This window comes from Brevundimonas sp. (assembly GCF_036400995.1).
Taxonomy (GTDB): Bacteria; Pseudomonadota; Alphaproteobacteria; order Caulobacterales; family Caulobacteraceae; genus Brevundimonas.
Window position 1 is genome coordinate 75505 of sequence record NZ_DASWWG010000115.1, and the last position, 24192, is coordinate 99696.

Annotated in this window: 24 protein-coding genes; 12 read left to right on the top strand and 12 right to left on the bottom strand. The window is 70.7% G+C overall.

Annotated features, from left to right (window positions below; all coding sequences use genetic code 11):
• The first annotated feature begins 10 nt into the window (after positions 1-10).
• The 6 genes from murU to VGE03_RS15770 all read left to right on the top strand — a co-directional run bounded on the left by murU (position 11) and on the right by VGE03_RS15770 (position 8408).
• Positions 11-703 carry an N-acetylmuramate alpha-1-phosphate uridylyltransferase MurU gene (murU, locus tag VGE03_RS15745; RefSeq protein WP_331047457.1) on the top strand — a complete coding sequence of 231 codons (693 nt, stop codon included), beginning with the start codon at positions 11-13 and terminating at the stop codon, positions 701-703.
• Complete coding sequence (gene addB, locus VGE03_RS15750; RefSeq protein WP_331047420.1) at positions 700-3741, top strand: double-strand break repair protein AddB; 3042 nt, start codon at positions 700-702, stop codon at positions 3739-3741. The genes murU and addB overlap by 4 nt, the downstream gene beginning before the upstream one ends.
• Positions 3738-7226: a double-strand break repair helicase AddA gene (gene addA / locus VGE03_RS15755; RefSeq protein WP_331047421.1), complete on the top strand. Its 3489-nt coding sequence runs from the start codon at positions 3738-3740 to the stop codon at positions 7224-7226. The genes addB and addA overlap by 4 nt, the downstream gene beginning before the upstream one ends.
• A 110-nt stretch (positions 7227-7336) precedes the next feature.
• Positions 7337-7672, top strand: a complete 336-nt coding sequence (gene trxA / locus VGE03_RS15760) for a thioredoxin (protein ID WP_331047422.1) — start codon at positions 7337-7339, stop codon at positions 7670-7672.
• Positions 7673-7764: 92 nt separating this feature from the next.
• The gene (locus VGE03_RS15765; protein WP_331047423.1) at positions 7765-8055 is read left to right on the top strand and encodes a hypothetical protein; all 291 of its coding nucleotides are present in this window, start codon (positions 7765-7767) and stop codon (positions 8053-8055) included.
• 68 nt (positions 8056-8123) lie between these two features.
• Positions 8124-8408 carry a hypothetical protein gene (locus VGE03_RS15770; RefSeq protein WP_331047424.1) on the top strand — a complete coding sequence of 95 codons (285 nt, stop codon included), beginning with the start codon at positions 8124-8126 and terminating at the stop codon, positions 8406-8408.
• 6 nt (positions 8409-8414) lie between these two features.
• On the opposite strand, the gene VGE03_RS15775 is transcribed toward VGE03_RS15770, so the two are convergent.
• The 9 genes from VGE03_RS15775 to VGE03_RS15815 form a co-directional block, all read right to left on the bottom strand.
• Positions 8415-9689 carry a folylpolyglutamate synthase/dihydrofolate synthase family protein gene (locus VGE03_RS15775; RefSeq protein WP_331047425.1) on the bottom strand — a complete coding sequence of 425 codons (1275 nt, stop codon included), beginning with the start codon at positions 9687-9689 and terminating at the stop codon, positions 8415-8417.
• Positions 9690-9699: 10 nt separating this feature from the next.
• Complete coding sequence (locus VGE03_RS15780) at positions 9700-10593, bottom strand: acetyl-CoA carboxylase carboxyltransferase subunit beta (protein ID WP_331047426.1); 894 nt, start codon at positions 10591-10593, stop codon at positions 9700-9702.
• Positions 10594-10602: 9 nt separating this feature from the next.
• Entirely contained in the window at positions 10603-11433 is an 831-nt protein-coding gene (gene trpA, locus VGE03_RS15785) for a tryptophan synthase subunit alpha (RefSeq protein WP_331047427.1), read from the bottom strand.
• Positions 11430-11879, bottom strand: a complete 450-nt coding sequence (locus VGE03_RS15790; protein ID WP_331047428.1) for a hypothetical protein — start codon at positions 11877-11879, stop codon at positions 11430-11432. Before VGE03_RS15790 ends, trpA begins: the two co-directional genes overlap by 4 nt.
• Positions 11879-12325, bottom strand: coding sequence for a hypothetical protein (locus tag VGE03_RS15795; protein ID WP_331047429.1), 447 nt, complete (start codon positions 12323-12325; stop codon positions 11879-11881). Before VGE03_RS15795 ends, VGE03_RS15790 begins: the two co-directional genes overlap by 1 nt.
• 6 nt (positions 12326-12331) lie before the next feature.
• Positions 12332-13546 carry a tryptophan synthase subunit beta gene (trpB, locus tag VGE03_RS15800; protein ID WP_331047430.1) on the bottom strand — a complete coding sequence of 405 codons (1215 nt, stop codon included), beginning with the start codon at positions 13544-13546 and terminating at the stop codon, positions 12332-12334.
• Positions 13547-13566: 20 nt separating this feature from the next.
• Positions 13567-14205 carry a phosphoribosylanthranilate isomerase gene (locus VGE03_RS15805; protein ID WP_331047431.1) on the bottom strand — a complete coding sequence of 213 codons (639 nt, stop codon included), beginning with the start codon at positions 14203-14205 and terminating at the stop codon, positions 13567-13569.
• Positions 14206-14289: 84 nt separating this feature from the next.
• Positions 14290-15027 (bottom strand): 16S rRNA pseudouridine(516) synthase, encoded by a 738-nt coding sequence (locus VGE03_RS15810; protein ID WP_331047432.1) that lies wholly within the window; start codon positions 15025-15027, stop codon positions 14290-14292.
• A gap of 35 nt (positions 15028-15062) precedes the next feature.
• Positions 15063-15962 carry a class I SAM-dependent methyltransferase gene (locus tag VGE03_RS15815; RefSeq protein WP_331047433.1) on the bottom strand — a complete coding sequence of 300 codons (900 nt, stop codon included), beginning with the start codon at positions 15960-15962 and terminating at the stop codon, positions 15063-15065.
• Between the two features lie 64 nt (positions 15963-16026).
• Here VGE03_RS15815 and recQ point away from each other — a divergent pair, with 64 nt between their 5' ends.
• Positions 16027-17883 (top strand): DNA helicase RecQ, encoded by a 1857-nt coding sequence (recQ, locus tag VGE03_RS15820; RefSeq protein WP_331047434.1) that lies wholly within the window; start codon positions 16027-16029, stop codon positions 17881-17883.
• A 1-nt stretch (position 17884) separates the two neighbouring features.
• Here the strand turns inward: recQ and htpX are convergent, their stop codons facing one another.
• Entirely contained in the window at positions 17885-18868 is a 984-nt protein-coding gene (gene htpX / locus VGE03_RS15825; protein ID WP_331047435.1) for a zinc metalloprotease HtpX, read from the bottom strand.
• Between the two features lie 85 nt (positions 18869-18953).
• On the opposite strand from htpX, the gene VGE03_RS15830 reads away from it, so the two are divergent.
• From VGE03_RS15830 to VGE03_RS15840, 3 genes are all read left to right on the top strand, one after another.
• On the top strand, positions 18954-19214 hold the full coding sequence (locus tag VGE03_RS15830) for a DUF1674 domain-containing protein (protein WP_331047436.1): 261 nt from the start codon (positions 18954-18956) through the stop codon (positions 19212-19214).
• Positions 19215-19269: 55 nt separating this feature from the next.
• Entirely contained in the window at positions 19270-19731 is a 462-nt protein-coding gene (locus tag VGE03_RS15835) for a hypothetical protein (RefSeq protein ID WP_331047437.1), read from the top strand.
• 126 nt (positions 19732-19857) lie between these two features.
• Entirely contained in the window at positions 19858-20712 is an 855-nt protein-coding gene (locus tag VGE03_RS15840; RefSeq protein ID WP_331047438.1) for a hypothetical protein, read from the top strand.
• 3 nt (positions 20713-20715) lie between these two features.
• Here the strand turns inward: VGE03_RS15840 and pyrF are convergent, their stop codons facing one another.
• Positions 20716-21432, bottom strand: a complete 717-nt coding sequence (gene pyrF, locus VGE03_RS15845; protein WP_331047458.1) for an orotidine-5'-phosphate decarboxylase — start codon at positions 21430-21432, stop codon at positions 20716-20718.
• Positions 21433-21530: 98 nt separating this feature from the next.
• Between pyrF and VGE03_RS15850 the strand changes: the two genes are divergently transcribed.
• A complete protein-coding gene (locus tag VGE03_RS15850; protein WP_331047439.1) occupies positions 21531-22229 on the top strand; it encodes a MarC family protein in 699 nt (232 codons plus the stop codon).
• Positions 22230-22251: 22 nt separating this feature from the next.
• Complete coding sequence (locus VGE03_RS15855) at positions 22252-22932, top strand: TMEM175 family protein (protein ID WP_331047440.1); 681 nt, start codon at positions 22252-22254, stop codon at positions 22930-22932.
• 3 nt (positions 22933-22935) lie between these two features.
• On the opposite strand, the gene VGE03_RS15860 is transcribed toward VGE03_RS15855, so the two are convergent.
• Positions 22936-24036, bottom strand: coding sequence for a phytase (locus tag VGE03_RS15860; RefSeq protein WP_331047441.1), 1101 nt, complete (start codon positions 24034-24036; stop codon positions 22936-22938).
• Positions 24037-24192 lie beyond the last annotated feature (156 nt).

Sequence of the window (24192 nt, forward strand, 5' to 3'; positions counted from 1 at the left end):
GAAGACCGCGATGGTGCTGGCGGCGGGTCTGGGCACCCGGATGCGGCCCCTGACCAATGACCGGCCCAAGGCCCTGGTCGAGGTCGGCGGGCGGGCCCTGATCGACCATGTGCTGGATCGGCTGGCCGCTGCGGGGGTGGAGAAGGCCGTCGTCAACGTCCACTGGTTTGCGGATCGGCTTGAAAGCCACCTCGCGGCGCGCGACCGGGGACCGGCGATTGTGATCTCGGATGAGCGGGAAACCCTGCTGGAGACGGGCGGCGGGCTGAAGAAGGCGGCGCCGCTGCTGGGGGGTGATCCGGTCTTCGTGGCCAATATCGACAGCGTCTGGGTTGATCGTGGCGACGCCCTGAATCAACTCGCGCGGCTGTGGAATCCGTCAATCATGGATGCGGCGCTTCTTCTCGCGCGACGCGAAGGGTCGATCGGCTTCGAGGGCGATGGCGACTTCTTCCTCGCCGACGACGGGCGACTGACCTTCCGGGGCGAGGCCGCCTCGGCGCCCTACGCCTACATGGGCGTGCATATCTGCCGGCCCGACTATGTGGCGGACGGACCCGACGGGCCCTTCTCGCTCAGCCATTTCTGGCGCCGGTCCGCGGCGGCGGGCCGTCTGTACGGCGTGGTGCTGGACGGCGACTGGATGCACGTCGGCGATCCGCAGGCCCGCGACGAGGCCGAGGCGAAGCTGTCCGGCGCATGAGCCGGTTCGATCCCTTTTCCGGAGCGGGGCCGCGCTGGTACGCGGTGGAGGCTCATCGGCCTTTCCTTGAGGATCTGGCCGCCGGAGTGCTGGACTGGATGGGCGACCATCCGCCCGAGGCCCTGTCGGACGCGGTCATCCTGCTGCCGAACAGGCGCGCCGCACGCGCCTTTACCGATGCCCTGTCCGCGCAATCAAAGGGGCGGACCCTGCTGCTGCCGCAGGTCCGTCCGCTGGGCGATCTGGAGGAGGACGAGCCGCCGTTCGCGCCGGGCGACCTCGAAGTGGACCTGCCGCCCGCGATCTCGACCCTGCAACGGCGGTTCGAATTGGCGCAGATGATCGTGAAGCATCACCGGGAGGTGCTGACGCCGATCCGCGCTCTCGAGATGGCCGAGGCGCTGGCCGGGTTCATGGACTCCTGCCAGATCGAGGAAGTCACGGATCCGGGACGTGTGAAAACCCTGATCGAAGGCGATCTGGCCCAGCACTGGCAGGACTCCGCCGCCTTCCTGACGATCGCCGTCGAGGCCTGGCCCGAGCGGCTGAAGGCGCTGGGCCTGATCGACCCGCAGGAACGGCGGGTGCGTCTCCTGCGCCGACTGGCCAAAAGCTGGACCGACCAGCCGCCGGCCTATCCGGTCATCGCCGCCGGTTCGACCGGAACCGTCCCGGCCGCCGCCGCCGTGCTGGGCGCGGTGTCCCGCGCGCCGCAGGGCTGTGTCGTACTGCCCGGTCTGGACTTTGATCTGGACGCCGGCGCCTGGACCGAGGTCGCGGACCAGCATCCGCAGGGTGCGTTGAAAGCCTTGCTGGGCCGCCACGGCATCGATCGCGCCGACGTCGGCCTGTGGCCCGCAAAGGAGAGTGCCGAACAGGCCGCCGCCGGGCGCGCCCGCCGTCACCTGATCGCCGAGGCGCTGAAGCCGCCCCGCTCGACCGCCGACTGGCGCAAGACCATCGACGCCATGCAGGCGGGCGGCGCCGATCCGATCGGCGCGGGCCTGAACGGCCTGTCCGTCCTCACCGGCCGCACCGAGGAGGCGACCGCCGCCCTGGCCGCCGTGCTGATGCGTGAGGCGGTGGAGACGCCGGGCAAGACCTGCGCCCTGGTGACCCCCGACGCCCAGATCGCCCGCCGGGTGCAGGCGCGCCTGAAGCGCTGGGGACTGGGCGCGGACTCCTCGGCCGGGACCCCGCTGTCGGGGACGCCGACGGGGGTGCTTCTGGGCCTGACCGCCGAATTGGCGGGGGAAGGGTTCGGGGCCGTGGGCCTGCTGGCCCTGCTCAAACATCCGCTCACGACGCTGGGGCTGGAGCCCGACGACCTCCTGGCCGGGCGCGAGGCCCTGGAGCAGTACGGCCTGCGCGGGCCGCACCCGACCGACTTCGCCGCCGTCGGCCGACGGCTGGACGTTTCGGAAAAGGGCGAACCGGAGCGGCCGCCGAGTGAGCGCGATCTGGAACGCATCCCGCTGGGGCGCGCGCTGCTGGCGCGGCTTGAAGACCTGCTTTCGCCCTTCCTCGCGGGGGCGGAGACGCCGCGCGGGGTCGAGGTTTCGGCCCGCCTGTTGACCACGGTGGTCGAAGCGCTGGCGGGCGGGGAGGGGCAGGCCTGGCGCGGGGCCGAGGGCGAGGCGGCGGCACGGCTGCTGGCCGGGCTGATCGAGGACGGCGCGGCTTCGACGCCCATGGACGGCAAGGTCTTCGCCGACCTGCTGTCGCGCCTGATGGAACAAGAGGTCGTGCGCACCGGTGGCGACGTCCACCCGCGCCTGCGCATCCTCGGCGCTATCGAGGCGCGACTGGTCCGGGCGGACCGGATCATTCTGGCGGGGCTGGAGGAGGGGGTCTGGCCGCGGGGCGGGTCGGCGGACCCCTTCCTGTCACGTCCCATGCGCGAGACATTGGGGCTGCCGTCGCCGGAGCGGCGCGTCGGCCTGTCCGCGCACGACTTCGCCCAGGCGGCCTGTGCGCCGGAGGTCATCCTGCTGCATGCCGAGCGGCGCGGGGGGCAGCCCTCCGTGCGGTCGCGCTGGCTGTGGCGACTGGAGACACTCGTGCGCGGCGCGGCCCTGACCTTGCCGGGGCTGCCGGAGGTCGAAGGCTGGGCGCGCGCGCTGGATGCGCCCGATCCATCGCCGCCGCCTTCGCTGAAACCCGCCACGCGCCCTGCGCCCGCGCCGCCCGTCGAGGTGCGTCCCATGCGGATGTCGGTGACACGGGTCGAGGAATGGGTGCGTGATCCCTACGCCACCTATGCCCGCTTCATCCTGAAGCTGTTCCAGATGGCCCGGCCGGACGAACGGGTCGACGCCCGCATCCGGGGCACCGCCATCCACGCGGCGCTCGACGCCTTCGGGGCCGAGTGGGCGGAAAAGGGCGCGGCGAATGGCCCCGAACGGTTCGCCGCCCTCTATCAGGACGAGCTGCTGAAGGCTGGCCTGCCTGAAAGCGCCCTGGCCCGCGAGGCCGTGCTGGGCCGCAACGCCGGGATCTGGGTGACGGACTGGGAAGCGGAGCGTCGCGCCGGTAACCCGCGCATCCTGCAGGAGCGCAAGGCCGAGTGGGCGATCCCGATCGACGGTCGGACCTTCACCCTGACCGCCAAGGCCGACCGGATCGAGGTGCGCGACGGCAGGCTGTCGGTGATCGACTTCAAGACCGGCTCCGCGCCCAGCGCCAAACAGGTCGAAACCGGCTTCTCATCCCAACTACCCCTCACCGCCGCCATGGCGCGCGCAGGCGCCTTTGGGGCAGAGGGACAGGGAGAGCCTGCTGAATTGCTTTATGTCTCTGTTACGGGACGAAGTCCCCCAGCCCGGCTGGAGGAGCGTGGCGGAGAGATCGGCGCGGCGGCGACCACGGATGCCGCACTGGCGGGACTTGTCGAGCGGGTGCGGGATTACTCAAGGCTGGTGCGGGGGTATGCCTCGCGCACGGCCCCGGCCTTCGCTTCGCGAGCGGTGTCCGACTACGACCATCTGGCGCGGGTGGCCGAATGGTCCACGGCCGGCGAAGGGGAGGGCGAGGCGTGACCATTCATGATCCCCAGGCCCCGAATCCCCAGGCTTTGGCCGCCGACCCGACCGTCAACGCCTTCGTCATGGCCAACGCCGGGTCGGGCAAGACGACGACGCTGGTGTCGCGCGTGGCCCGGCTGCTGTTGGGCGGCTCGCGCCCGGACGCCGTCCTGTGCCTGACCTTCACCAAGGCCGCCGCCGCCGAGATGCAGCGCCGCCTCTATGAGCGGCTGGGTAAATGGGCGGTCGCCGCCGACGGCCCGCTGCGGGAGGAGTTGGGCAAGCTCGAGCAGCGCGACCCCGCCTCTTACGACGAGGCGACGTTGTCCGAGGCCCGCACCCTGTTCGCCCGGGCGCTTGAGACGCCGGGCGGGCTGAAGATCCAGACCATCCACGCCTTCTGCGAACAGCTGCTGCGCCGCTTCCCGATTGAGGCGGGCGTGTCGCCGCTGTTCCGCGTCGTCGATGACATCGAGGCCGAAGCTATCCGGTCACAGGCGCGGGACAGGGTGGCGGAGCGCTCGCTGGCCGGTGATCCGGGCCTGTCGGACGCCTATGAGACCATGGCCGGGCGGCTCGATTTTCAGGCCTTCGAGGCCATGTTTGTCCGCTTCGAGGAGAAGCGCGCGGCCATGGCCGCCTGGGTCGCGGCCGACGGCGGCCCGCCGACCCTGATGCAGCGGATCGCCGATCTGGTCGGGATCGAGCGGCTGGAAGACCCGGATGCGGTCGAGCTGGCCGCCGTCACCCCGCCCGCGCTGGACCTCGATAACTGGTTCGCCGCCGCCGGGGCGCTGGCGGGCGGCAATGAGAAGACCGACCGGCCCATGGGGCTGAAATTCCAGGCCGTGACCGAGGCCATCCGCGCCGGCGAGGCCCCCGTGCAGGCGGTGAAACGCCTCTTCTTCACGGCGGACGGCGAGGGCGGTCCGCGCGCGAAGATGGCGACCAAGGCCGTGGATCCGGCCGCCGTCGAATGGCTGGCGGGCGAGCAGGAGCGACTGGTCGAGGCCATCGGGCGGGCGAAGGCGTGCCGGGTCGGCCGGGACACCCTGTACGCTGTGACGCTGGCGGGGGCCTATGCGGCCGAGTACGAGGCGGCCAAGGCCGCGCGCGGCGCCCTGGACTTCGCCGACCTGATCAGCGCGGCGCTGAAGCTGCTGACGGATCAGGAGACCGGCGCAGCCTGGGTCCTGTTCAAGCTGGACGGCGGCGTGGATCACATCCTGGTCGATGAGGCGCAGGACACCTCGCCCGAGCAGTGGGGCATCGTGCGCGCGCTGACCGACGAGTTCTTCCGGGGCGAGGGCTCTCGCGAGAGGGCCGTCGAGCGGACCCTGTTCGTCGTCGGCGACGAGAAGCAGTCGATCTTCTCCTTCCAGGGCGCGGCTCCGGAGCGGCTGTTGTTCGAGAGCCAGAGCTATCGCCGGTTGATCGAGGGCGTGGGGCGGCGCTTCGAGGACGTGCAACTGCTGCAATCCTGGCGCTCGACGCCCGAGGTTCTGGCCTTCGTCGACAAGGTCTTCTTCGACGCCGGACGCGCGCAGGCGCTGAGCCCCGGCCGGGGACTGATCGGGGACCGGGTGGACGCCCGGATCGAGCACGTCGCGGCGCGAGACGACGGCCCGGGGACCATCGACATCTGGGAGGCGGAACAGGAGGACGTGACCGAGGAGCGTCGCGCCTGGGACGAACCCATGGACGCTGGCCAGACCCGCGGCGCCCGCCGACGGGTCGCGGACCGGATCGTGGCCGAGGTGAAGGCGCTCGTGCGCGGCAATGAGGGCGTCCACGACAAGGAGACACGCCAGTGGCGCGCGGCCGACTGGGGCGACGTCCTGATCCTGGTCAAGAAGCGCGGCCCCATGTTTGAGGAAATCCTGCGGGCGCTCAAGCAGGGCGGTGTCCCGGTGGCGGGCGCAGATCGGCTGAAGCTGTCGGAGCATGCCGTGTTTCAGGACCTGCTGGCGCTGGGCCGGGTGGCCCTGTTCCCCGAGGACGACCTGACCCTCGCCGGGGTTCTGCGCAGCCCCCTGTGTGATGTATCGGAAGACGGCCTGTATGAGACCGCCCAAGGTCGGAAGACCTCGCTCTGGCGAGCCCTGCGGGCGCGTGCGGAGACGGAGCCTGATGCGCGCGAGGCGGTCGCCCTGATCGCCGGCTTCCGGGCAGCGGCGCGGGACCGCACCCCGTTCGACCTTTATGCGGGCCTGCTGAACCGGGTCGATGTGCGCGGCCTGACCATCCGCCAGCGCTTCCTGACCCGTCTGGGCGGCGAGGCGGGCGACGCCATCGACGCCTTCCTCGATCAGGCCCAGGCGGCCGAGATTCGCGGCGTGCTGGATCTGGAACGGTTCTGCCACGGCCTGTCGACCCTGACCCAGACGGTGAAGCGTGAGATGGACGAGCCGCGCGGCGAGGTGCGGGTCATGACCACCCACTCGTCCAAGGGGCTTGAGGCGCCCATCGTCATCCTGCCGGACACCATCTTCAGCGAACCCCAGGGCGACGCCCTGCTGGAGGTCGAGGGCGGCGGCTTCCTGTGGTCCGGCTCGGCCAGGGCGGATTGCGAGGCCTCCGCCGCCGCGCGCGAGGCCCGCAAGCGGCGCAATGAGGAGGAGTCCCTCCGCCTGCTCTACGTCGGGCTGACGCGGGCGCGGGACCGGCTGATTGTGGGCGGCAGATATAACGCCCGTGCAAAGCTGGAGAATATCCGCGCCTGGTGGGGTCCGCTGGACGAGGCGGTGAAGGCGCTCGGCGGCGGGGTCCGCGAGATCGAGGGGCCGCATGGCCTGATCCGTCGTTACGGCGCCGATCCGACGACTCACCCCCGTGTCGTGACGGCGGCGAAGACCGAGGTCGCGGCGCCCCGCTGGCTGTTGCGGGGGGCGGAAGAGGAGACGGTCGGCCGGGTCCTGTCGCCGTCGCGGATGAGCGGGCTGGACGGGGCGCCCGCGCCCTCGCCGCTGGCCCGGACCGGGCCGGGCGGGACGCTGGGCCGGTTCCGGCGCGGCGACCTGATCCACCGGCTTCTGGAGCGGCTGCCGGATATCGCTGTGGAGGACCGTCCCCGGGTCGCGGAACGGCTTCTGTCCCGAGAGCGAGACCTCGATGAGGTGCAGCGATCCGAGATGATCGGGGCGGCGCTGGAGGTGCTGGCGGATGACCGCTTCGCCCCGGTGTTCGGCCCCGGCTCCCGGCCCGAGGTCGCGCTGACCGGTCAGGTGAACGGGGCCGCCATCTCCGGGCGGATGGACCGACTGGTGATCACGCCGGATCGGGTTTTCGTCGTCGACTACAAGACCAACCGCCCGGCGCCCGCGCGGATCGAGGACGCGGACCCGGCCTATGTGTTGCAGCTGGCGATCTATGTCTCTATTCTGGGACAGCTCTATCCCGACCGCGCCGTCGAAGCCGCGTTGGTGTGGACGGACGGGCCCGCCCTGATGCCGGTCCCGGGGGCGTTGATGGACGCGGCCCTGGCTGAACAGGGACGTTGATTTGATGCGCGGGACATCCCACATCCGCTGCAACGGGCCGGAATCACCCTAGGGTCGCCGGCTGATTTTGTATGATGCGGCCCCGCGCGGGCCGCCAGGAGACAACCCCCATGGCCACCGTCAAGGTCACCGACGACAGTTTCGAAACCGACGTCCTGAAGGCGTCCCAGCCGGTCCTGGTTGATTTCTGGGCTGAGTGGTGCGGCCCCTGCAAGCAGATCGGACCGGCGCTGGAACAGATCGCCGACGAACTGAACGGTCAGGTGACGATCGCCAAGGTCAACATCGACGACAGCCCGATGGTCCCGTCCAAGCTGGGCGTGAAGGGCATTCCGACGCTGATGCTGTTCAAGGACGGCCAGATGGCCTCGATGAAGGTCGGCGCCATGCCCAAGGGCAAGATCGTCGAGTGGCTGGCTGAGAGCGGCATCGCCGCGAACGGCTGACAACCGCTCCGGGTCCGGTTCAACCGGAATTTGCGGTTCAGGGCGATCGGTGTTCTTCTGGGCGGGTCCAATCCTCCCCGGAGAGACCCACCATGCTGATCGCCCTGCTGTCCGCGACTGTAGCCCTGTCAGGCGGACAGGCCGTGTCCGTCATTTCCGCCGCCCCGGCGCCGGCCGAAGCCGCCCGCGCGGGAGAGCCCAACGAGCGCCGCGTCTGCCGCTTCGAGCGCGCCACCGGCTCCAATCTCCAGCAGCGGGTCTGCCGCACCGTGCCGCGGCAGGGCTTCCAGGACGAGCAGACGCGCGATTTCCTGCGCGCCACCCAGCGGGTCCGGTTCCCGGATGAGGGCGCCGCGTCGACCCCGACCGGTCCGAACAGCTGACCTTGCCCGCTCCGCCGCGGCGGCGGTAGGCTCACCCTTTCCCTGTTTCCGGCTGTGGATTCCCAGTGATGATCACGATCTCGTTCGCCGTCCTCGCCCTGATGTTCGGGCCGCAGCAGGCCGCTCCAGCGACGCAGCAGGAGCCGGCGCCGGCGACCACCCTGCCTACGGTGACGGCGCAGGCGGAAACGCCCGAGGCGGAAACGCGGCGGGTCTGTCGCTTCGAAACGGTGATCGGGTCGAACCGTCGCACCCGCATCTGCCGCGACGTACCGCGTCAGGGTCAGCAGGACGCCCAGACCCGCGAGTTCATGCGCGACAGCCAGCGCGTGCGGATGCCCGACGCCGGCTGATCCGCCTCAGGTCGGCCAGGTCTCGGGCGCCGCGCCCAGAACCTCGCCGGCCAGATACAGCGAACCGCAGATGACGACCCGCCCGGCGCCCAGACGCAGGGCGTGTTCCAGCGCGCGCTCCACCGTGCCGGAGACTGTCGCCGCCAGCCCGTGACCGCGCGCGACCGCCGCGAGGGCGTCCGGATCGGCGGCTGCCCCCTCGAAGCCGACGGTGAAGACGGTGGCGTCCGACGCCTTCAGGGCCTCGAAGAAGCCGCCTGCATCCTTGTTGCCCAGCATGCCGACAATGAGGGCCGTCGGACGTGGGGCGCTGGCCTGTCGGGACGCGAGCGTGGCCGCCAGGGCCCGCGCGGCATGGGGGTTATGCCCGCCGTCCAGCCACAGTTCGGCGTCCGCCGCCTTCGCGGCCTCGGCATAGGGGCCGGCGGTCAGTCGCTGCATGCGCGCGGGCCAGCGGACAGTCTTCAGACCCTCGGCGATGGCCGCCTCTGGCAGATCCAGCTCAAGGGCCGCAGCGACGGCCAGACCGGCGTTGTCGATCTGGTGCGCGCCGGGAAGAGCGGGGGCGGGGAGGTCGAGGAAGCGTTCCTGATCCTGCCAGGCCAGACCGCCGCGCTCGCCCCAGGCGTCGAAATCCACCCCCATAACGGTCAGGGGCGCGTCCACGGCGTGGGCGGCGATCTCGATGGCCTCCATCGCCTCCCGGGCCTGCCGGGCGATGAACCCGCGGGCGCCGGGCTTCAGGATCCCGGCCTTCTCCACCGCGATGCCGCGCAGGGACGTGCCCAGAAACTCCGCATGGTCGAGGTCGACGGGGGTGATCAGGCTGAGCAGCGGGCGCTCGATTACATTGGTGGCGTCCAGAACACCGCCCAGACCCACCTCGATGATCGCCAGGTCGGCCGGGGTCTCGCTCATGGCGACGAAGGCGGCGGCCGTGGTGCTTTCGAACACGGTGGCCTCGCCGGAGATGGACTCGATCCGGTCGAGGATCGCGTTCAGGGCCTCGTCGGTGATCAATTCGCCCGCCAGCCGGATGCGCTCGTTGAAGCGGACCAGATGGGGCGAGGTGTAGACGTGGACCTTCAGCCCCGCCGCCTCGGCGATGGCGCGCAGCAGGGCGACGGTCGAACCCTTGCCGTTGGTGCCCGCGACATGGATCACCGGCGGCAGACGGTGCTGGGGATCGCCCAGCGCCGCGCACAGGGCCTTCATCCGCCCGAGAGACAGATCGATGCGCTGGGGATGCCGTGCGCGAAGGCGTTCGGAGATTGGGTCCATGCCGGGGCTTTTACGCGGCCCGGCGCGTCCCGCCCATCAGCATCGACAGGATCTGGCCCAGAACCTCCGGCAGGTCGCCACGGGCGACGACCTTGTCGACCATGCCCTTTTCCTGGAGATACTCGGCGCGCTGGAAGCCCGGCGGCAGCTTTTCGCGGATGGTCGCCTCGATGACGCGCGGACCGGCGAAGCCGATCAGGGCGCCCGGCTCGGCCAGATGCACGTCGCCCAGCATGGCGTAGCTGGCGGTGACGCCGCCCGTGGTCGGATCGGTCAGGACCACGACGAAGGGCAGTTGGGCGGCCTTCAGTTCCTGGATGGCCAGGGTCGTGCGGGCCATCTGCATCAGGCTGAGGGCGCCTTCCTGCATGCGGGCGCCGCCGGCGGCGGTGTAGCAGACCAGCGGAACGCCGCGCTTCACGGCCTCGCGGGCGGCGGCGATGAAGGCCTCGCCCGCGGCCATGCCCAGCGAACCGCCCATGAAGGTGAAGTCCTGGACGATGACCACGGCGTTTGCGCCGCCGACGGCGCCGAAGCCGATGGCCATGGTGTCCTTGCGGCCGGCGCTCTTGCGGGCGGCGTTCAGGCGGTCCTTGTACGGCTTGCCGTCCGAGAATTTCAGCGGGTCTTCCGGCACGTCCGGCGTGTCGATCGACTCATACCGGCCGTCGTCGAAGGTGAAACGCAGACGCGTCGGGGCGTCGATCCGCATGTGACGGCCGGACGGCGTCACCCACAGGGCATTCTCAAGGTCCGAGCGGTACAGCATTTCGCCGCTGTCCGGGTCCTTGACCCAGAGATTGTCGGGCGTGTCCCGACGGCTGACGATCTTGCGGACGCCGGGCGCGAAGCGGGACAGCCAGCCGCCGCGCTTCTCCTGCTGGGGTTTGTTCTTGTCGACCATTCGGGCGCTTTAGACGGTTTCTGTCGCGCGCGCACCCTTCACGGCGTCGGCGAGGCTGCGCACCTTGGCCAGAACGCGCGGGGCGGCGGGTTCGTTCGCTTCCAGGGCGGCGGCCACTTCGTCCACCAGCACAGAGCCGGCGACGACGGCGTCGGACACCCGCGCCACCTCGGCGGCCCGTTCGGGCGTCTTGATGCCGAAGCCGACGGCGACGGGCAGGCCCGAGGCCTTGCGGACACGCTCGACGGCCGGGGCGACCGATCCGGCCTGGGCTTCCTTGACGCCGGTCACGCCGGCGACGGAGACGTAGTAGACGAAGCCGGAGGTGCGCTCGGCGATGACCTTCAGGCGGGCATCGTCCGAGGTCGGGGTGGCGAGGCGGATCAGCGACACCGAATGGACGTCCAGGGCGTCGGTCAGGGGGCCGGCCTCCTCCGGCGGGCAGTCGACGATGATCAGGCCGTCGACGCCGCTGGCCGCCGCGTCACGGGCGAAGGCCTCGTAGCCGTACGTTTCCAGCGGGTTCAGATAGCCCATCAGGATCAGCGGGGTGTCGGCATCGCCGTCGCGGAAGGCCTTGGCCAGTTCCAGCGTGCCCTTCAGGGTCAGGCCGGCCTTCAGGCCGCGCAGGGCCGCGCGCTGGATCGGCGGGCCCTCGGCCATGGGGTCCGAGAAGGGGAAGCCCAGTTCGATGATGTCGGCCCCGGCGGCCGGGAGGCCTCGCAGGATCTCGAGCGATTCGTCACGGGAGGGGTCGCCGGCCATGACGTAGGCGACGAAGCCGGCCCGGCCCTCCGCTTTCAGGGCGGAGAAGCGGGCGTCGATGCGTTGGGTGGTCATTGGGCGGTCGCGGCGTTGGGAAGGGGCTCGCAGGTCTGTCCGGCCTGGGTGATGACGCCGATGTAGCCGGGGACGCCGGCGACGGGCTCGGGATGCGCGGTGGTGTCCCAGAAGATGATCACGGTCATCCGCTCGCAGGTCCCGGAGGTCTCCGGCTTCTGCATCCAGAGCACATTGTTGTCACCGCGGACGACGACCCAGCCGTGCCGGCGGGCCTCGGCGGCGTAGGCCAGGGCCATGCTGCCGATCTGCTCCAGCGGCGCGGTCACGCACTGCATCGGCAGGCCGCCCGAGACGGAGGCGCTCAGGCCGCCGCAGTCCGGGGACGGCGCGGCGCCGGACGCCGCGGCCGAGGGCGCGGTTCCGGGCGTCTGACCAGCCGTCTGGCCGGGAGCGGGCACGGCCTGGCCGGACAGGGCGGCCGCCAGGGTCAGGGCGACCAGCATCACTGGGCCGGAGCCGCCGGAGCAGCGGGCTGGGCCGCGCAGACGTCGCCCGGGATGGGGGCGAAGGCCAGCCAGGCGGGCGCGGCGGGGGCGGCGACACGGGTGTCGTCGGCGAAGGCCAGCATCTGGAAGCCGTCACAGCCGCCTTCGGGCTTGCGCTTCACATAGATGATCAGGTTCTCGCTGCCGCCCGCGGGCAGCCAGCCCTGGGTGCTGAAGGCGGCGCTGTAGGCGTCGACCACGGCGCCGATGCCGGCCTGGGTGGTGGTCACGCAGAACACGCGCTGCTCGACCAGGGCGGTCTTGCCGCCGCAGGTCGGATCGGCGGTGACCCGCTCCAGTTCGGGAATTTCGACGTTCAGCTGCGGCGCGGCGGGGGCGGCGGTCTGGGCCAGCACCGGGCTCGCGAACAGGACCGCCGCGGCGGCCAGGGTCAGGGTCTTCATGATGGTCTAGAGCTCCACGCCCAGATGCTTCGCCACGGCGAAGATGTCCTTGTCGCCCCGCCCGCACATATTCAGCACGACATCGCCGCCCTTGCCCACCTCTTTCGCGATCTCGCCGACGCGGGCGAGGGCGTGGCTGGGCTCCAGCGCCGGAATGATGCCCTCGAGCTTCGAGCATAGCTGGAAGGCTTCCAGCGCCTCGGCGTCGGTGGCGGCGCGGTACTCGGCGCGGCCGATATCCTTCAGCCAGGCGTGTTCCGGACCAATGCCGGGGTAGTCGAGGCCGGCCGAGATCGAGTGACCCTCGAGGATCTGGCCGTCGTCATCCTGCAGCAGATAGGTGCGGTTGCCGTGCAGGACGCCGGGTCGGCCGCCCTGGATCGAGGCGGCGTGGTCGGGGCCGTCCAGCCCGCGCCCGGCGGCCTCGACGCCGATCAGGCGCACGCCCGCGTCACCGATGAAGGGGTAGAACAGGCCGATGGCGTTCGAGCCGCCGCCGATGGCCGCCACACAGGCGTCCGGCAGCTTTTCCTTGCGGGCCAGCATGGAGGCGCGCGCCTCGCGGCCGATCACAGACTGGAAGTCGCGCACCATGGCCGGATAGGGGTGCGGCCCGGCGGCGGTGCCGATCAGGTAGTAGGTGTCCTCGACATTGGTCACCCAGTCCCGCATCGCCTCGTTCATGGCGTCCTTCAGCGTGCCGCGACCCGAGGTCACCGGCACCACCTCGGCGCCCAGCAGCTTCATGCGGAAGACGTTCGGAGCCTGACGCTCGACGTCGGTCGCGCCCATGTAGACGATGCATTTCAGGCCGAAGCGGGCGCAGACGGTGGCGGTCGCCACGCCGTGCTGGCCGGCGCCGGTCTCGGCGATGATCCGGGTCTTGCCCATGCGCATGGCCAGCAGGATCTGGCCCATGCAATTGTTCACCTTGTGGGCGCCGGTGTGGTTCAGCTCGTCGCGCTTGAACCAGATGTCCGCGCCGCCGTGATACTCGGTGAGGCGTTCGGCCAGATACATCGGGCTGGGACGCCCGACGTAGTCGGTCAGGAAATTGTCCAGCTCGGCCTGGAACGCCGGGTCGGCCTTGGCGGCCTCATAGGCGTCGTTCAGCTCGTGAATGAGCGGCATCAGGGTCTCGGCGACGAACCGACCGCCGTAGGGGCCGAAGCGGCCCTCCGCGTCGGGGAAGCTGTAGTCGTTGGGCAGGATGGCGTTCACGGCGAGGTCTCGGACGGCGATCAATCGGTCGGAAGGGCGGTCAGGAAGGCGCCGATCAGGGTCGGGTCCTTAACACCCGGCGCGCTTTCCACGCCAGAGGACACGTCCACGAGGGGCGCTCCGGTGATGCGGATGGCTTCGGCCACATTGGTCGGGTTCAGGCCGCCGGCCAGGAACCACGGCCGGTCGAACGCGCGTCCGGCCAGCAGGCTCCAGTCGAAGGACGCGCCGACTCCGCCGGGCAGGGCCGAGTCCTCGGGCGGTTTGGCGTCGAACATCAGGTGATCCACGACCGGCTCCCAGTCGGATGCGGCGTCGATGTCGGCAGCGGTGCGGACGGACAGGGCGCGGATGATCCCGGCGCCGGTCAGGGTGCGGGCCTGCACGGCCCGCTCCGGCGTCTCGGAGCCGTGCAGCTGGATCAGGTCCGGCTTCAGGATCAGGGCGATCTCGGTCAGCAGGGCGTCGTCGGCGTCGACGGTGACGGCCACGACCTTCGCCCGGTTCCGCGCCCGCTCGAACAGGGTCGCGGCGTGAAGCGGATCGATGTGGCGCGGGCTCTTCGGAAATACCACCGCGCCGACGAAGGCTGCGCCGCCGGTCAGGGCCGCGTCGAGCGTGTCGGGGGTGGTCAGTCCGCAGATCTTGGCCCGGGTCATGACAGGGCGGTGCGCTCCCCGCGACCGGGGGTCAAGGGCGCTCCGCCGGTTCGCCCGGCCGCCGTAGCGCCGGAGACACGATCCTCATCCCGCGAAGATGGCGTCGATCTCTTCCGCGGTCAGCAGTCGCCATTCGCCCGCGGGCAGGTCGTCGGGCAGGGACAGGCCGCCCAGCCGCTCGCGGTGGAGGGCCTCGACGTGGTTGCCGACGGCGGCGAACATCCGCCGGACCATGTGATAGCGACCTTCGGTGACCGAGACCCGCGCCTCCGTGGGCGAGAGGATTTCCAGACCGGCGGGCTTCAGCGGCTTGTCGTCGCCTTCCAGCATCAGCTCGCCCGAGGCGAACAGGGCGACTTCCGAGCCGTCCAGCGGACGGGCCAGCCGGGCGCGATAGACCTTGGCGACGTGCTTCTTCGGGCTGATGACCCGGTGCAGCAGGTCGCCGTCGTCGGTCATCAGCAGCAGGCCCGAAGTCTCCTTGTCGAGCCGGCCGATGGTCGAGATGGCGGGGTCGCGGCGACGCCAGCGGTCGGGCAGGACGTCATAGACCAGGGCCCCGTCCTCCTTGTGCGAACAGGTCATGCCCAGCGGCTTGTGCAGCAGGATGACGACGCCGTGCGGGGGATCCAGCGGCTCGCCGTCGATCTCCATGCGCGACGGCAGGTCCGGCGTGACCGGTATGCGCTTCGAGACGTCGGTGATGTCCACGCCGTCCAGCACGATGCCGCCCGCCTTGCCCATGCGCGCCATCTCCGCCCGCGAGCCGTAGCCCAGCGAGCCGAGCAGCTTGTCGATACGGCTGGTCGGAACTTTCTTCATGCCCTACCGCCTTTCGGACTACTTGAGGGGGCCACCTACTTCACCGCCTCGAAGACCTTGTAGCCGCCGGTGTCTGCAACCATCCGCACGCGCTTGAAGGCCTCGTTCAGTTCGGCCTCGTAGGGCAGGTGGCGGTTGGCGACCAGCCACAGGGTCCCGCCCTTCTTCAGCATGCCCGCGGCCTGCCGGATGAAGGTCTGGCCCAGCCGCTTGTCCTCGGCGCCGCCGTCGTGGAAGGGCGGATTGGTCACGATGAAGTCCAGGTCGCCCTCGGTCGGGAGGGTGCGGACGTCGGCCTGTTCGATGGTGACGCGGGCGTCCTCGACGTTCTTGCGCGCCATCTCCACGGCCCGGCGGTCGAGATCGTAGAGCCGCAGGGCGGTGACGGCGGGCGAACGCAGGGCCACCGTCGCCAGCGCGCCGTAGCCGCAGCCGAGGTCGGCGCCCGCGCCCTTCAGCGTCGGCAGGGTCTGGGCCAGCAGGGCGGAGCCCGGATCAATGCGGTCCCAGGCGAAGACGCCCGGTTGCGACCAGGCCTCAAGGCCAGGCACCAGACGCGGCGCGCCCGCTTCAATAGCGGCGTCCAGACCGGTCAGGCCGTCCCCCTTGATCACCACGCATCGACGATGGTGCGCCTTGGCGCTTTCGCCGACCTCGGCGCCGAACGCTTCCAGCTCCTTCTTCAGGCGCGAGCCGCCCTTGTCCTTGGGGGCCATGACGTCCAGCCGCCCGCCTGGCTTCAGCGCCTTGAGGGCCAGCGCGAGCGTGTAGCGGCGCTCCAGCACGCCGGGGGGCGCGTAGATCATGATGGCGTCGACCGAGCCCTCGGCCACGCCTTCAAGCGCGGTCGCGCCCGGGATCAGGGGCGAAGTCTGGGTCGCGGCGCCGGGCGGGTCGAACACCGCCGGGGGGCGGCCATGGAGCAGGGTGGTCATTCCGCTCCTCTAGCCGACCCGGTCTGCCGGTGACACCCCGGAACAGATCGGGCACAACCCGCCCATGCTCCCCGACTCAGTTTCCGCTCCGACCCTGGCCGATGCGCGCGCCACGCTGGAGCGCGTCTGGGGCCATGCCGACTTCCGGGGCCTTCAGTCCGAGGTGGTCGCCGAGGTGCTGGCGGGTCGCGACGTGCTGGCGGTGCTGCCGACCGGCGGCGGCAAGTCCGTCTGTTATCAGGTGCCCGCCATCCTGCGGCCCGGGCTGGGTCTGGTGGTTTCGCCCCTGATCGCCCTGATGACCGATCAGGTCGAGGCCCTGAAACAGCAGGGTGTCTCGGCGGCGAGACTGGATTCGGGTGTGTCGATGGACGATCGCTCCGCCATCTGGCGCGCGGCGCGGGCGGGCGAGCTGGACTTGCTGTATGTCTCGCCAGAGGGACTGGCGCAGCCGCATCTGATCGACCGCCTGCATGAATTGCCCCTGAGCCTTATCGCGATTGACGAGGCGCACTGTGTCTCGCAGTGGGGACATGATTTCCGGCCGGATTACCGGACGCTCGGTCGGCTGGCCGAGCTCTTCCCCGGCGTACCGCGCATCGCCGTCACCGCCACCGCCGACGCCCGGACGCGGGAGGATATCGTCCGCTCCCTGCGGCTGGAGGGCGCCAAGGTTCTGGTCGACAGCTTCGCCCGTCCGAACCTGCAGCTTTCGGCGATCCGCAAGGAGAACGGCTCGCGCGCCAAGGCCGATGCGGCGGTAATCGCGCTGGTGCGGGAACGGCGGGGCAAGTCCGGCGTCGTCTATTGCGGCAGCCGCGACGGCTGCGAGCGGGTGGCCCAGGCCCTTCGCGACGCCGGGACCAACGCCATCGCCTATCACGCCGGGATGGACGCCCGGGAGCGCGACAAGCGGCTGGAGCGCTTCCTCGCCGAGGACGGGGCGGTGATGGTGGCGACGATCGCCTTCGGCATGGGGGTCGACAAGGCGGACGTGCGCTTCGTTATCCACGCCGATCCGCCGGGGTCGCTGGAGGCCTACTGGCAGGAGATCGGCCGGGGCGGGCGTGACGGCGAACCGGCCGAGGGCATCACCCTGTACGGCCCGTCCGACATCGCCTGGAGCCTGCGACGCCTCGACGGCCGTCCGATGGCCGAGGAGGTCAAACAGGTCCAGACCCGCAAGGTCCGCCAGCTGTTCGCCATGCTGGACGGCGCGACCTGCCGACCCCAGACGGTGCGGCGCTATTTCGGCGAGACCGGCGCCGACCGCTGCGGCGTCTGCGACATCTGCGGCGATCCGCCGGCCCTGTTCGACGCCACGGTCCTGGCCCAGAAGGCGCTGGCCGCGGTCCAGCGTCTGGGCGAGCGCTTCGGCAAGACCCGGATCGTGGATCACCTGCTGGGCAAGACGAAGGACGTCCAGCCGTGGGAAACAGCCCTGTCGACCTGGGGCATCGGCGCGGACACCGCCCAGCACACCTGGCGGGACGTGGTGGATCACCTGATGTTCGAGGGGCTGCTGGTCGAGGACCCGAACGAGGGCAAGCCGCTGGTCACGCTCGGCGATCCGGAGGCCGTGCGCGCCGTCTATCGCGGCGAGCGGGTCATCGAGGTGCGCCTGACCCCGGCCCGGGTTTCGGCGCCGCGCGAGCGGGTCCGCAACGGCCGGAACGCCGCGCTGGAGACCATGGACGCCGACATCCGCGCCCGGTTCGAGGTGCTGCGCAACTGGCGGCGCGAGCGGGCCGCGGAGCAGCGGGTGCCGCCCTACGTCATCTTCCAGGACAAGACCCTGCTGGAGATCGCCATCGCCGAGCCGGGCGACCTGCATGCGCTGGAGCACATCCCCGGCGTCGGCCAGTCCAAGCTGGAGCGCTACGGCAAGGGGGTCCTGACCGCCCTGGCCGCGGCCGCCTGAATCAGCCCCACGGCCCCCGGCGGGCCGGGGTGTCTTCGGTGACCGGCACGGAGGTGGTCGCCGGCCGCGTGGGGCTCGGCTGAAGTACGGGCTCCGCCACGATCGGGCGCGGGGCGGCCGGGCGTCGTCCCATCTTCACCGCCAGATCCATCAGGGCGCGGACGCGGTTGCCGGTGGCCGGGTGGGTCGAGAACAGGTTGTCCGCCCCCTTGCCCGCCAGCGGATTGATGATGAACAGCTGGCCCGAGGCCGGATTGCGCTCGGCGGTGGGGTTGTGGATGCGGTTGGCGTAGGCCTCGATCTTCTGCAGGGCCGAGGCGAGGGCGTTCGGGTCGCCGGCGATCTCGGCGCCGACGCGATCGGCCTCGTATTCGCGGGAGCGGCTGATGGCCATCTGCACCAGACCGGCGGCCATCGGGGCCAGGATCATCAGGGCCAGGGTCCCGATGAGGCCGCCCGGGCGCTCGCGGTCGTCCCCGCCGCCGAAGAATAGCGCGAAATTAGCCAGCGCCGCGATGGCGCCTGCGATGGTGGCGGTGACCGTCATGGTCAGGGTGTCGCGGTTCTTCACATGCGCCAGCTCGTGCGCCATCACGCCCCGGATCTCCTCGCGGGTCAGCATGTCGAGCAGGCCGGTGGTGGCGCAGACGGCGGCGTTCTGGGGATTGCGGCCGGTGGCGAAGGCGTTGGGCTGGTCGTTGGGGATGATGGCGATCATCGGTCGCGGCATGCCGGCGTCACGCGCCATCTGCAGGGTGTCGGCGACATAGGTGCGCACCACGGCGTTGGGATGGCTCTCGTCCACTGGCTGGGCCCGGTACATCCGCAGCACGATCTTGTCGGCGTTCCAGTAGCTGAAGATGTTCATGCCGCCGGCGACGGCCAGGGCGATCAGCATGCCGGGCACGCGGCCGATCATGTAGCCGACCCCCATGAACAGGGCGGTCAGCGCGGCCAGCAGGATGAAGGTCTTCAGGTGGTTCATTGAAATCCAGCGATGCAGGGTGGCGGGCACAAACCCGCGTTCCCAATTTGCGAATTGCAACGCATTGGCTCAAGGCGAGGATGCTGTGACCGATCATCCCACCCCACACCCCGAAGTCGCCCCCGGGACGACGCCCGAAACCGCGCCCGTCTTCAACGCCGATGTGCCTCACGCCACGCCGGAACGGCCTCTGACCGAGGTGGCCCGCCGCGCCCTGCTGGAAGCGGCGGAACGTCGCGCCGCGTCGGAGAAGGCCGAGCTCGAGACCGAACACGGCGGCCCGCGCGGCCCCGAGCCCACCCGGTTCGGCGACTGGGAAAAGAAGGGCATCGCGGTCGATTTCTGAGGCGGCAACGCCTCCGGGCGAACGGCGTTAACCCTGACGTTCAGGAGACGCCCCGATGACCCAGAGATCGCTCGCCACCCTCATCGCCCTCGCCGTGTTCGCCGGGGGCGGGTCCGCCGCGGCCCAGAGCTACGGTTCGGGCTTCGCGCCCTCCTGGGGCCAGCCGGTCTATCTGGACGGTTGGGGCCGTCCGATCGGCGGTTCGCCGCTGTCGGAGGTCGAGACGCGCTCCTACGTCGAAACCGGTCGCTGGGCTGACGGCTACGAAGCCCGGCCGAGGGTCTATGTCCCGGGACGGGGTCCGGCCTACGGGTACGGATATGATCGTTACCGCGGCTACGGCTCCGGTTACCACTACGGCTACCGGGGACCGGCCTATGCCCCGCGTCCCTACCAGGGCTACCGGGATGAGTGGGGCTATAATGACGACCGCGCCCGCCCGGGGCGGCAGGGCTATGTCGACGGTCGACGCTACGGGTACGACGACGGCCCGGACGTCTATCTCTACGACCGCTGATCCCGGACAGCGTTAATTTCCATCCTGACAGGCGAAACCGCGACCCGGCGCTCCCCCTGTCGGTGCAAGGTCGGGCCAGCCCTGTGCGGCGAGCGCCATAACGGCTCCTGAAACGGAGTCCGTGACATGCGTATGCTTCCCGCCGCGGCCGGCGCCGCCCTGCTGATCCTCGTCGCCTCGCCCGCTTTCGCCGGCGACCGCCGGGGTGGCGGCGGACACCAGCCCCAGCCGCCGACGCCCTGCTGCCACGGCGGGGGCGGCGGCGGTCACCGCCCGCCGGCGCCGCCGCACGGCGGTGGCGGGAACACCAACATCAATGTGAACGTCAACGCCTCGGGCCAGGCCAACGCCTCCGCCGGCGTTTCGGCGCGCGGCTATCTGAACGCCCGGACCTATGACGTCGGCGGCTATCGCGGCGGCTATGCCGGAGGCGGCACGGTCTATGTCGGCGGTGGCTACGGCGGGGACGGCGGCGGTTATTACGCGGGCGGTCCGGCCGTCTATGACGACCGCGTCCTGGAGACCCCCGCCTGCCCTTCGGCGCCGTTCGGCTATGTGGTCACCGGCTTCGGCCGCGACGACTACCGTCCATCGCGCTGCGGCTATCGCTACGACGGCGCGGGCTACGATCGGGGCGGGCGCTACGGCTACAGCGAGCGTCGCGAGGGCTATGCCGAAAGCCGCTACGAGGTTCGCGAGAGCTACAGCGAATACGAAGCCTACGAAGGCGGCTGGGTCAGCGAGGACGGCCGCCGTTACGAGGATCGCCGTTACGACGACCGCCGCTACGAAGACCGGCGGGATTGCAGCTGCGACCGGGACCGCCCCAGCGCGCCCTATCCGCCCGCCTACCTGCCCGAGCCGCCGCGCTATGAGCCGCCCGCGCGGGTCACGCCGCGTCCGCGCGCGCGTCCGGCCCAGCCCTCCCGTCGTCCCCTGCCGCGGCAGGAGTACCGGCAGGAGCCGGGCGAACGCGGCTGATCGCTAGAGGCCGACGCCGTTGATCGACTCGACGATGGCCGAGGCCGCAAGCAAGGGATTTTCAGCGCCGACGACCGGGCGCGCGACGACCAGATGGGTGGCGCCGGCTTCAAGCGCCGCGCGCGGGGTGGCGACACGCTGCTGATCGCCCTTGTCCGCGCCTTCGGGACGCACGCCGGGGGTGACGATCAGGAAGTCGGGGCGACCGGCCTCAATGGCGATCTCGCGCACCCGGGCGGCTTCCAGCGGGCTGGAGACCACGCCGTCGACGCCGCACTCCAGCGCCTGCCGCACCCGCCGCTCGACCAGGGCGGCGGCGTCGAAGCCGTAGCCGATCTCGGTCAGGTCCGCGTCCGACAGGCTGGTCATCACCGTGACGGCGAGCAGTTTCGTGCCTGATCCGGCGGCGTCACGCCCCTTCACCGCGCCCTTCATGACCTGCGGCTCGGCATGCACGGTCAGCAGGTCGCAGCCGCCCTCGGCCACCGCGCGGGCCGCGCCTTCGACCTGGGCGCCGATGTCGTGCAGCTTCCAGTCCTGGAACACCATCTTGCCCGCCGCCTTCAGCTCGTGGGCGAAGGCGACGCCGCCGGGGCGGGCGAGCAGGGTCAGGCCGATCTTGTAGGATGAGACCGTCGCGCCCAGCCGCTCGACCATGGCCCGGGCGGCGTCCAGCGAGGGCAGGTCCAGGCCGACGATCAGGCGCGGGTCGGTGAGCACGGGCGTCATTCGTCGATCTCCTTGCCCGCCGGGGGTGGACGCGCGCGCGCGGGTCGGCCCTTATGGCGGATCGAGTGAATTGGGGGCGAGGGCAGCACATGGACGCGGTCGAACTGGGGGTCAACCTGTTCGTGACCCTGTTCGCGCTACTGGATCCGGTGGGCAACCTGCCGATCTTCGCGGCGGCGACGGCGGGGGCGACCCTGCGCCAGCGGATTTCGGTGTCCGCCCTGATCTGCGCCTTCGCGGCGGCCTTCCTGGCCTTCTTCCTGTTCACGGGCCTCGGGCTGCTGCAGTTCTTCGGCATCTCGCTGGCCGCCTTCCGCATCGCGGGCGGCATCCTGCTGCTGCTGCTCGGCCTCGACATGGCCCGCGAGGACTTCCTCGCCACCTTCGCCGACAAGGATGCAGCCAATGACCTGAAGGATGTGCGCGGCTACGCCCGTCGCCGGTTCCAGCGGCTGGTCGTGCCCTTCGCCATCCCCCTGATGATCGGACCGGGCGCCATCTCGGCCATCATCATCCAGGCGGGCGAGGCCCAGAAGATCGGTCCGACCGGCACGGTCGCGGCCCTGGTCGCCATCGCCGCCGCCTGCGTGGTGTCCTTCGTCAGCTTCGCCCTGACCGGACCGATCAGCCGCATTCTGGGGGATGTCGGTCTGGCCATCGTGGTGCGGGTGCTGGGCCTGATCCTGTGCGCGCTGGCGATCCAGTTCATCCTGATGGGGCTCGGAGAGGCCATTCCGGGCATGATCAGCTCGGGCGTCACCACGCCCTATCCCAGCGGCGGTCACTGACGCGGGAAACGGGGAGGGGGCCATGGACGGATCGGTGGGCGCGAGGTCGTTCCGGACGCCGGAGTCCCAGAGGCTCGACTCCTTCGTCGACGCGGCCTTCGCCTTCGCCGTCTCCCTGCTGATCATCGGCGGGGCCGAACCGCTGCGGTCCTTCACCGATCTGGCCGTGGCGCTGGCCCGCATTCCGGCCTTCGCCTTCGGCTTCGGCCTGATCGTGCTGTTCTGGCTGGCGCACCGGACCTGGTCCAACCTGACGCCGGTCCGCACCGGCTGGACCACGGTGCTGAGCCTCGCGGTCGTGTTTTCGGTTCTGGTGTTCGTTTTCCCGCTTCGTCTGCTGGCGGAAACGGCGACCCATTACATTTCCGGCGGCGTCCTGCCGGGCGGACGGTTGATGTCCAGCCTGTCGGACCTGCGCTGGACCTATGTGATCTACGGCGCGGCCTTCGCGATCCTGTCGGGGCTGAACGCCGGGCTGTTCCTGCATGCGGCGAGAGCGCTGCGGGGCCTCGACGCCGTGGCGCACCGCAACGGCCTGCAATGGGCGTCCACCTGGGGGATCGCCATGGTCACCGGGCTGCTGTCGGCGCTGGTCGCGGCCTCGCCCCTGCTGGGCGTGGCCCCCTGGCTGCCGGGCGTGACCTACAACCTGATCCCGCTCGGCGTCGCCGTGGTGACCTGGCGCAAGCGCCGGGGCGTCTGATCCCTACAGGCCCAGCGCGGTCCGGATGTCGCGCCAGTCGACGTATTTGAAATTCTGCGTGCCGACGTCGTTCACATCGTCCTGGATGACCACGACGCCCTCGGGGAAGCGCTCGCTGATCCGGCCGCCGAGGGCGTCCAGCCCGTCCGTGCCGGTGATCCCGTCCACGCCGTTCCCGTCGGTGACCACGAACCGGCCCTTGTATTCGGGCGCGGCGCCGTCGACGCGCCAGACCGGGAAGGTCGAGTCGCCCTGGCTGGAGCCGATCAGGTAGCGGGCGGCGCCGTCCTCAAGGATGGTCAGGCCCTCGGCGTCCGCGACCAGCACGCCCGGGGCAATCGGCTGGATCAGGGTGCGTGCGGCGCCCGAGGCCGGGTCCAGGCTGTAGCGCCACAGGCCTACGTTCTCTTCGGTGATGTACAGGGCGTCGGTCGCCTCGTCGGCGGCGCAGCCTTCGGAGATGGTGCCGATCTCGGCGCGGCGGACCAGACGGGCCGAGGGCTGGCCGTCGGCGCCGACGGTCAGCACGAACTGACGCAGCTCGCCTTCGTGGCCGACCAGAACGGCGTGAACCTCATCGCCGCGGCGGGCGAAACAGAAGCCGTAGGGCTCGACCACGTCGGTGGTGATGTTGCCCCACAGGCGCACGCCGTTGTCGCCGGTTCCGGCCGGGTCGAAGGCGTACAGGGCGATGCCGGTCTTGCCCGGGGTCCGGTCGCTGGCGCCGAGAACCACCTGCGGGCGGCCGCCGATGCTCAGGCCCTCGACCACGTCGACGTTGTTCAGCAGGCCTTCCGGCAGGAACTGCAGGATCGCGCCGTCCAGACCGTAGATGTACAGGCCCGCCTTCTTGTCGGTTCCGGCCACCCAGCCGCCGACGCTGGCGCTCTTGACGTTGACCGGCGTCGCGGAGGCCCAGACCGCGGGATCATCCGCGGCGTCCTGGCCGGCGGTGCCGACCGACGGGGTCTCCAGCACGGCGTGGACGGGCGCGCCCTCGCCGACGAAGCCCTCGCCCTCGCCCTGGTAGTCGACTTCATGGGTCGCGCAGGCGACCAGCAGGGCCGAGGCGGCCACGGCGGTCATCAGGGTCCGGATCGTCATCGCGCCCTCCTTGAAGCTTGACGGGCGCGCCAGACCACGCGCCGCGGCAGGGGGTCAAGCAACGCACGATGACGGTCCGGCGTCATGTTCGTGACGAACGCTCCGTGGGGCGACCAATCGTCACAACGGCGTTCGAAAATCGCCAAGCGGCATTCG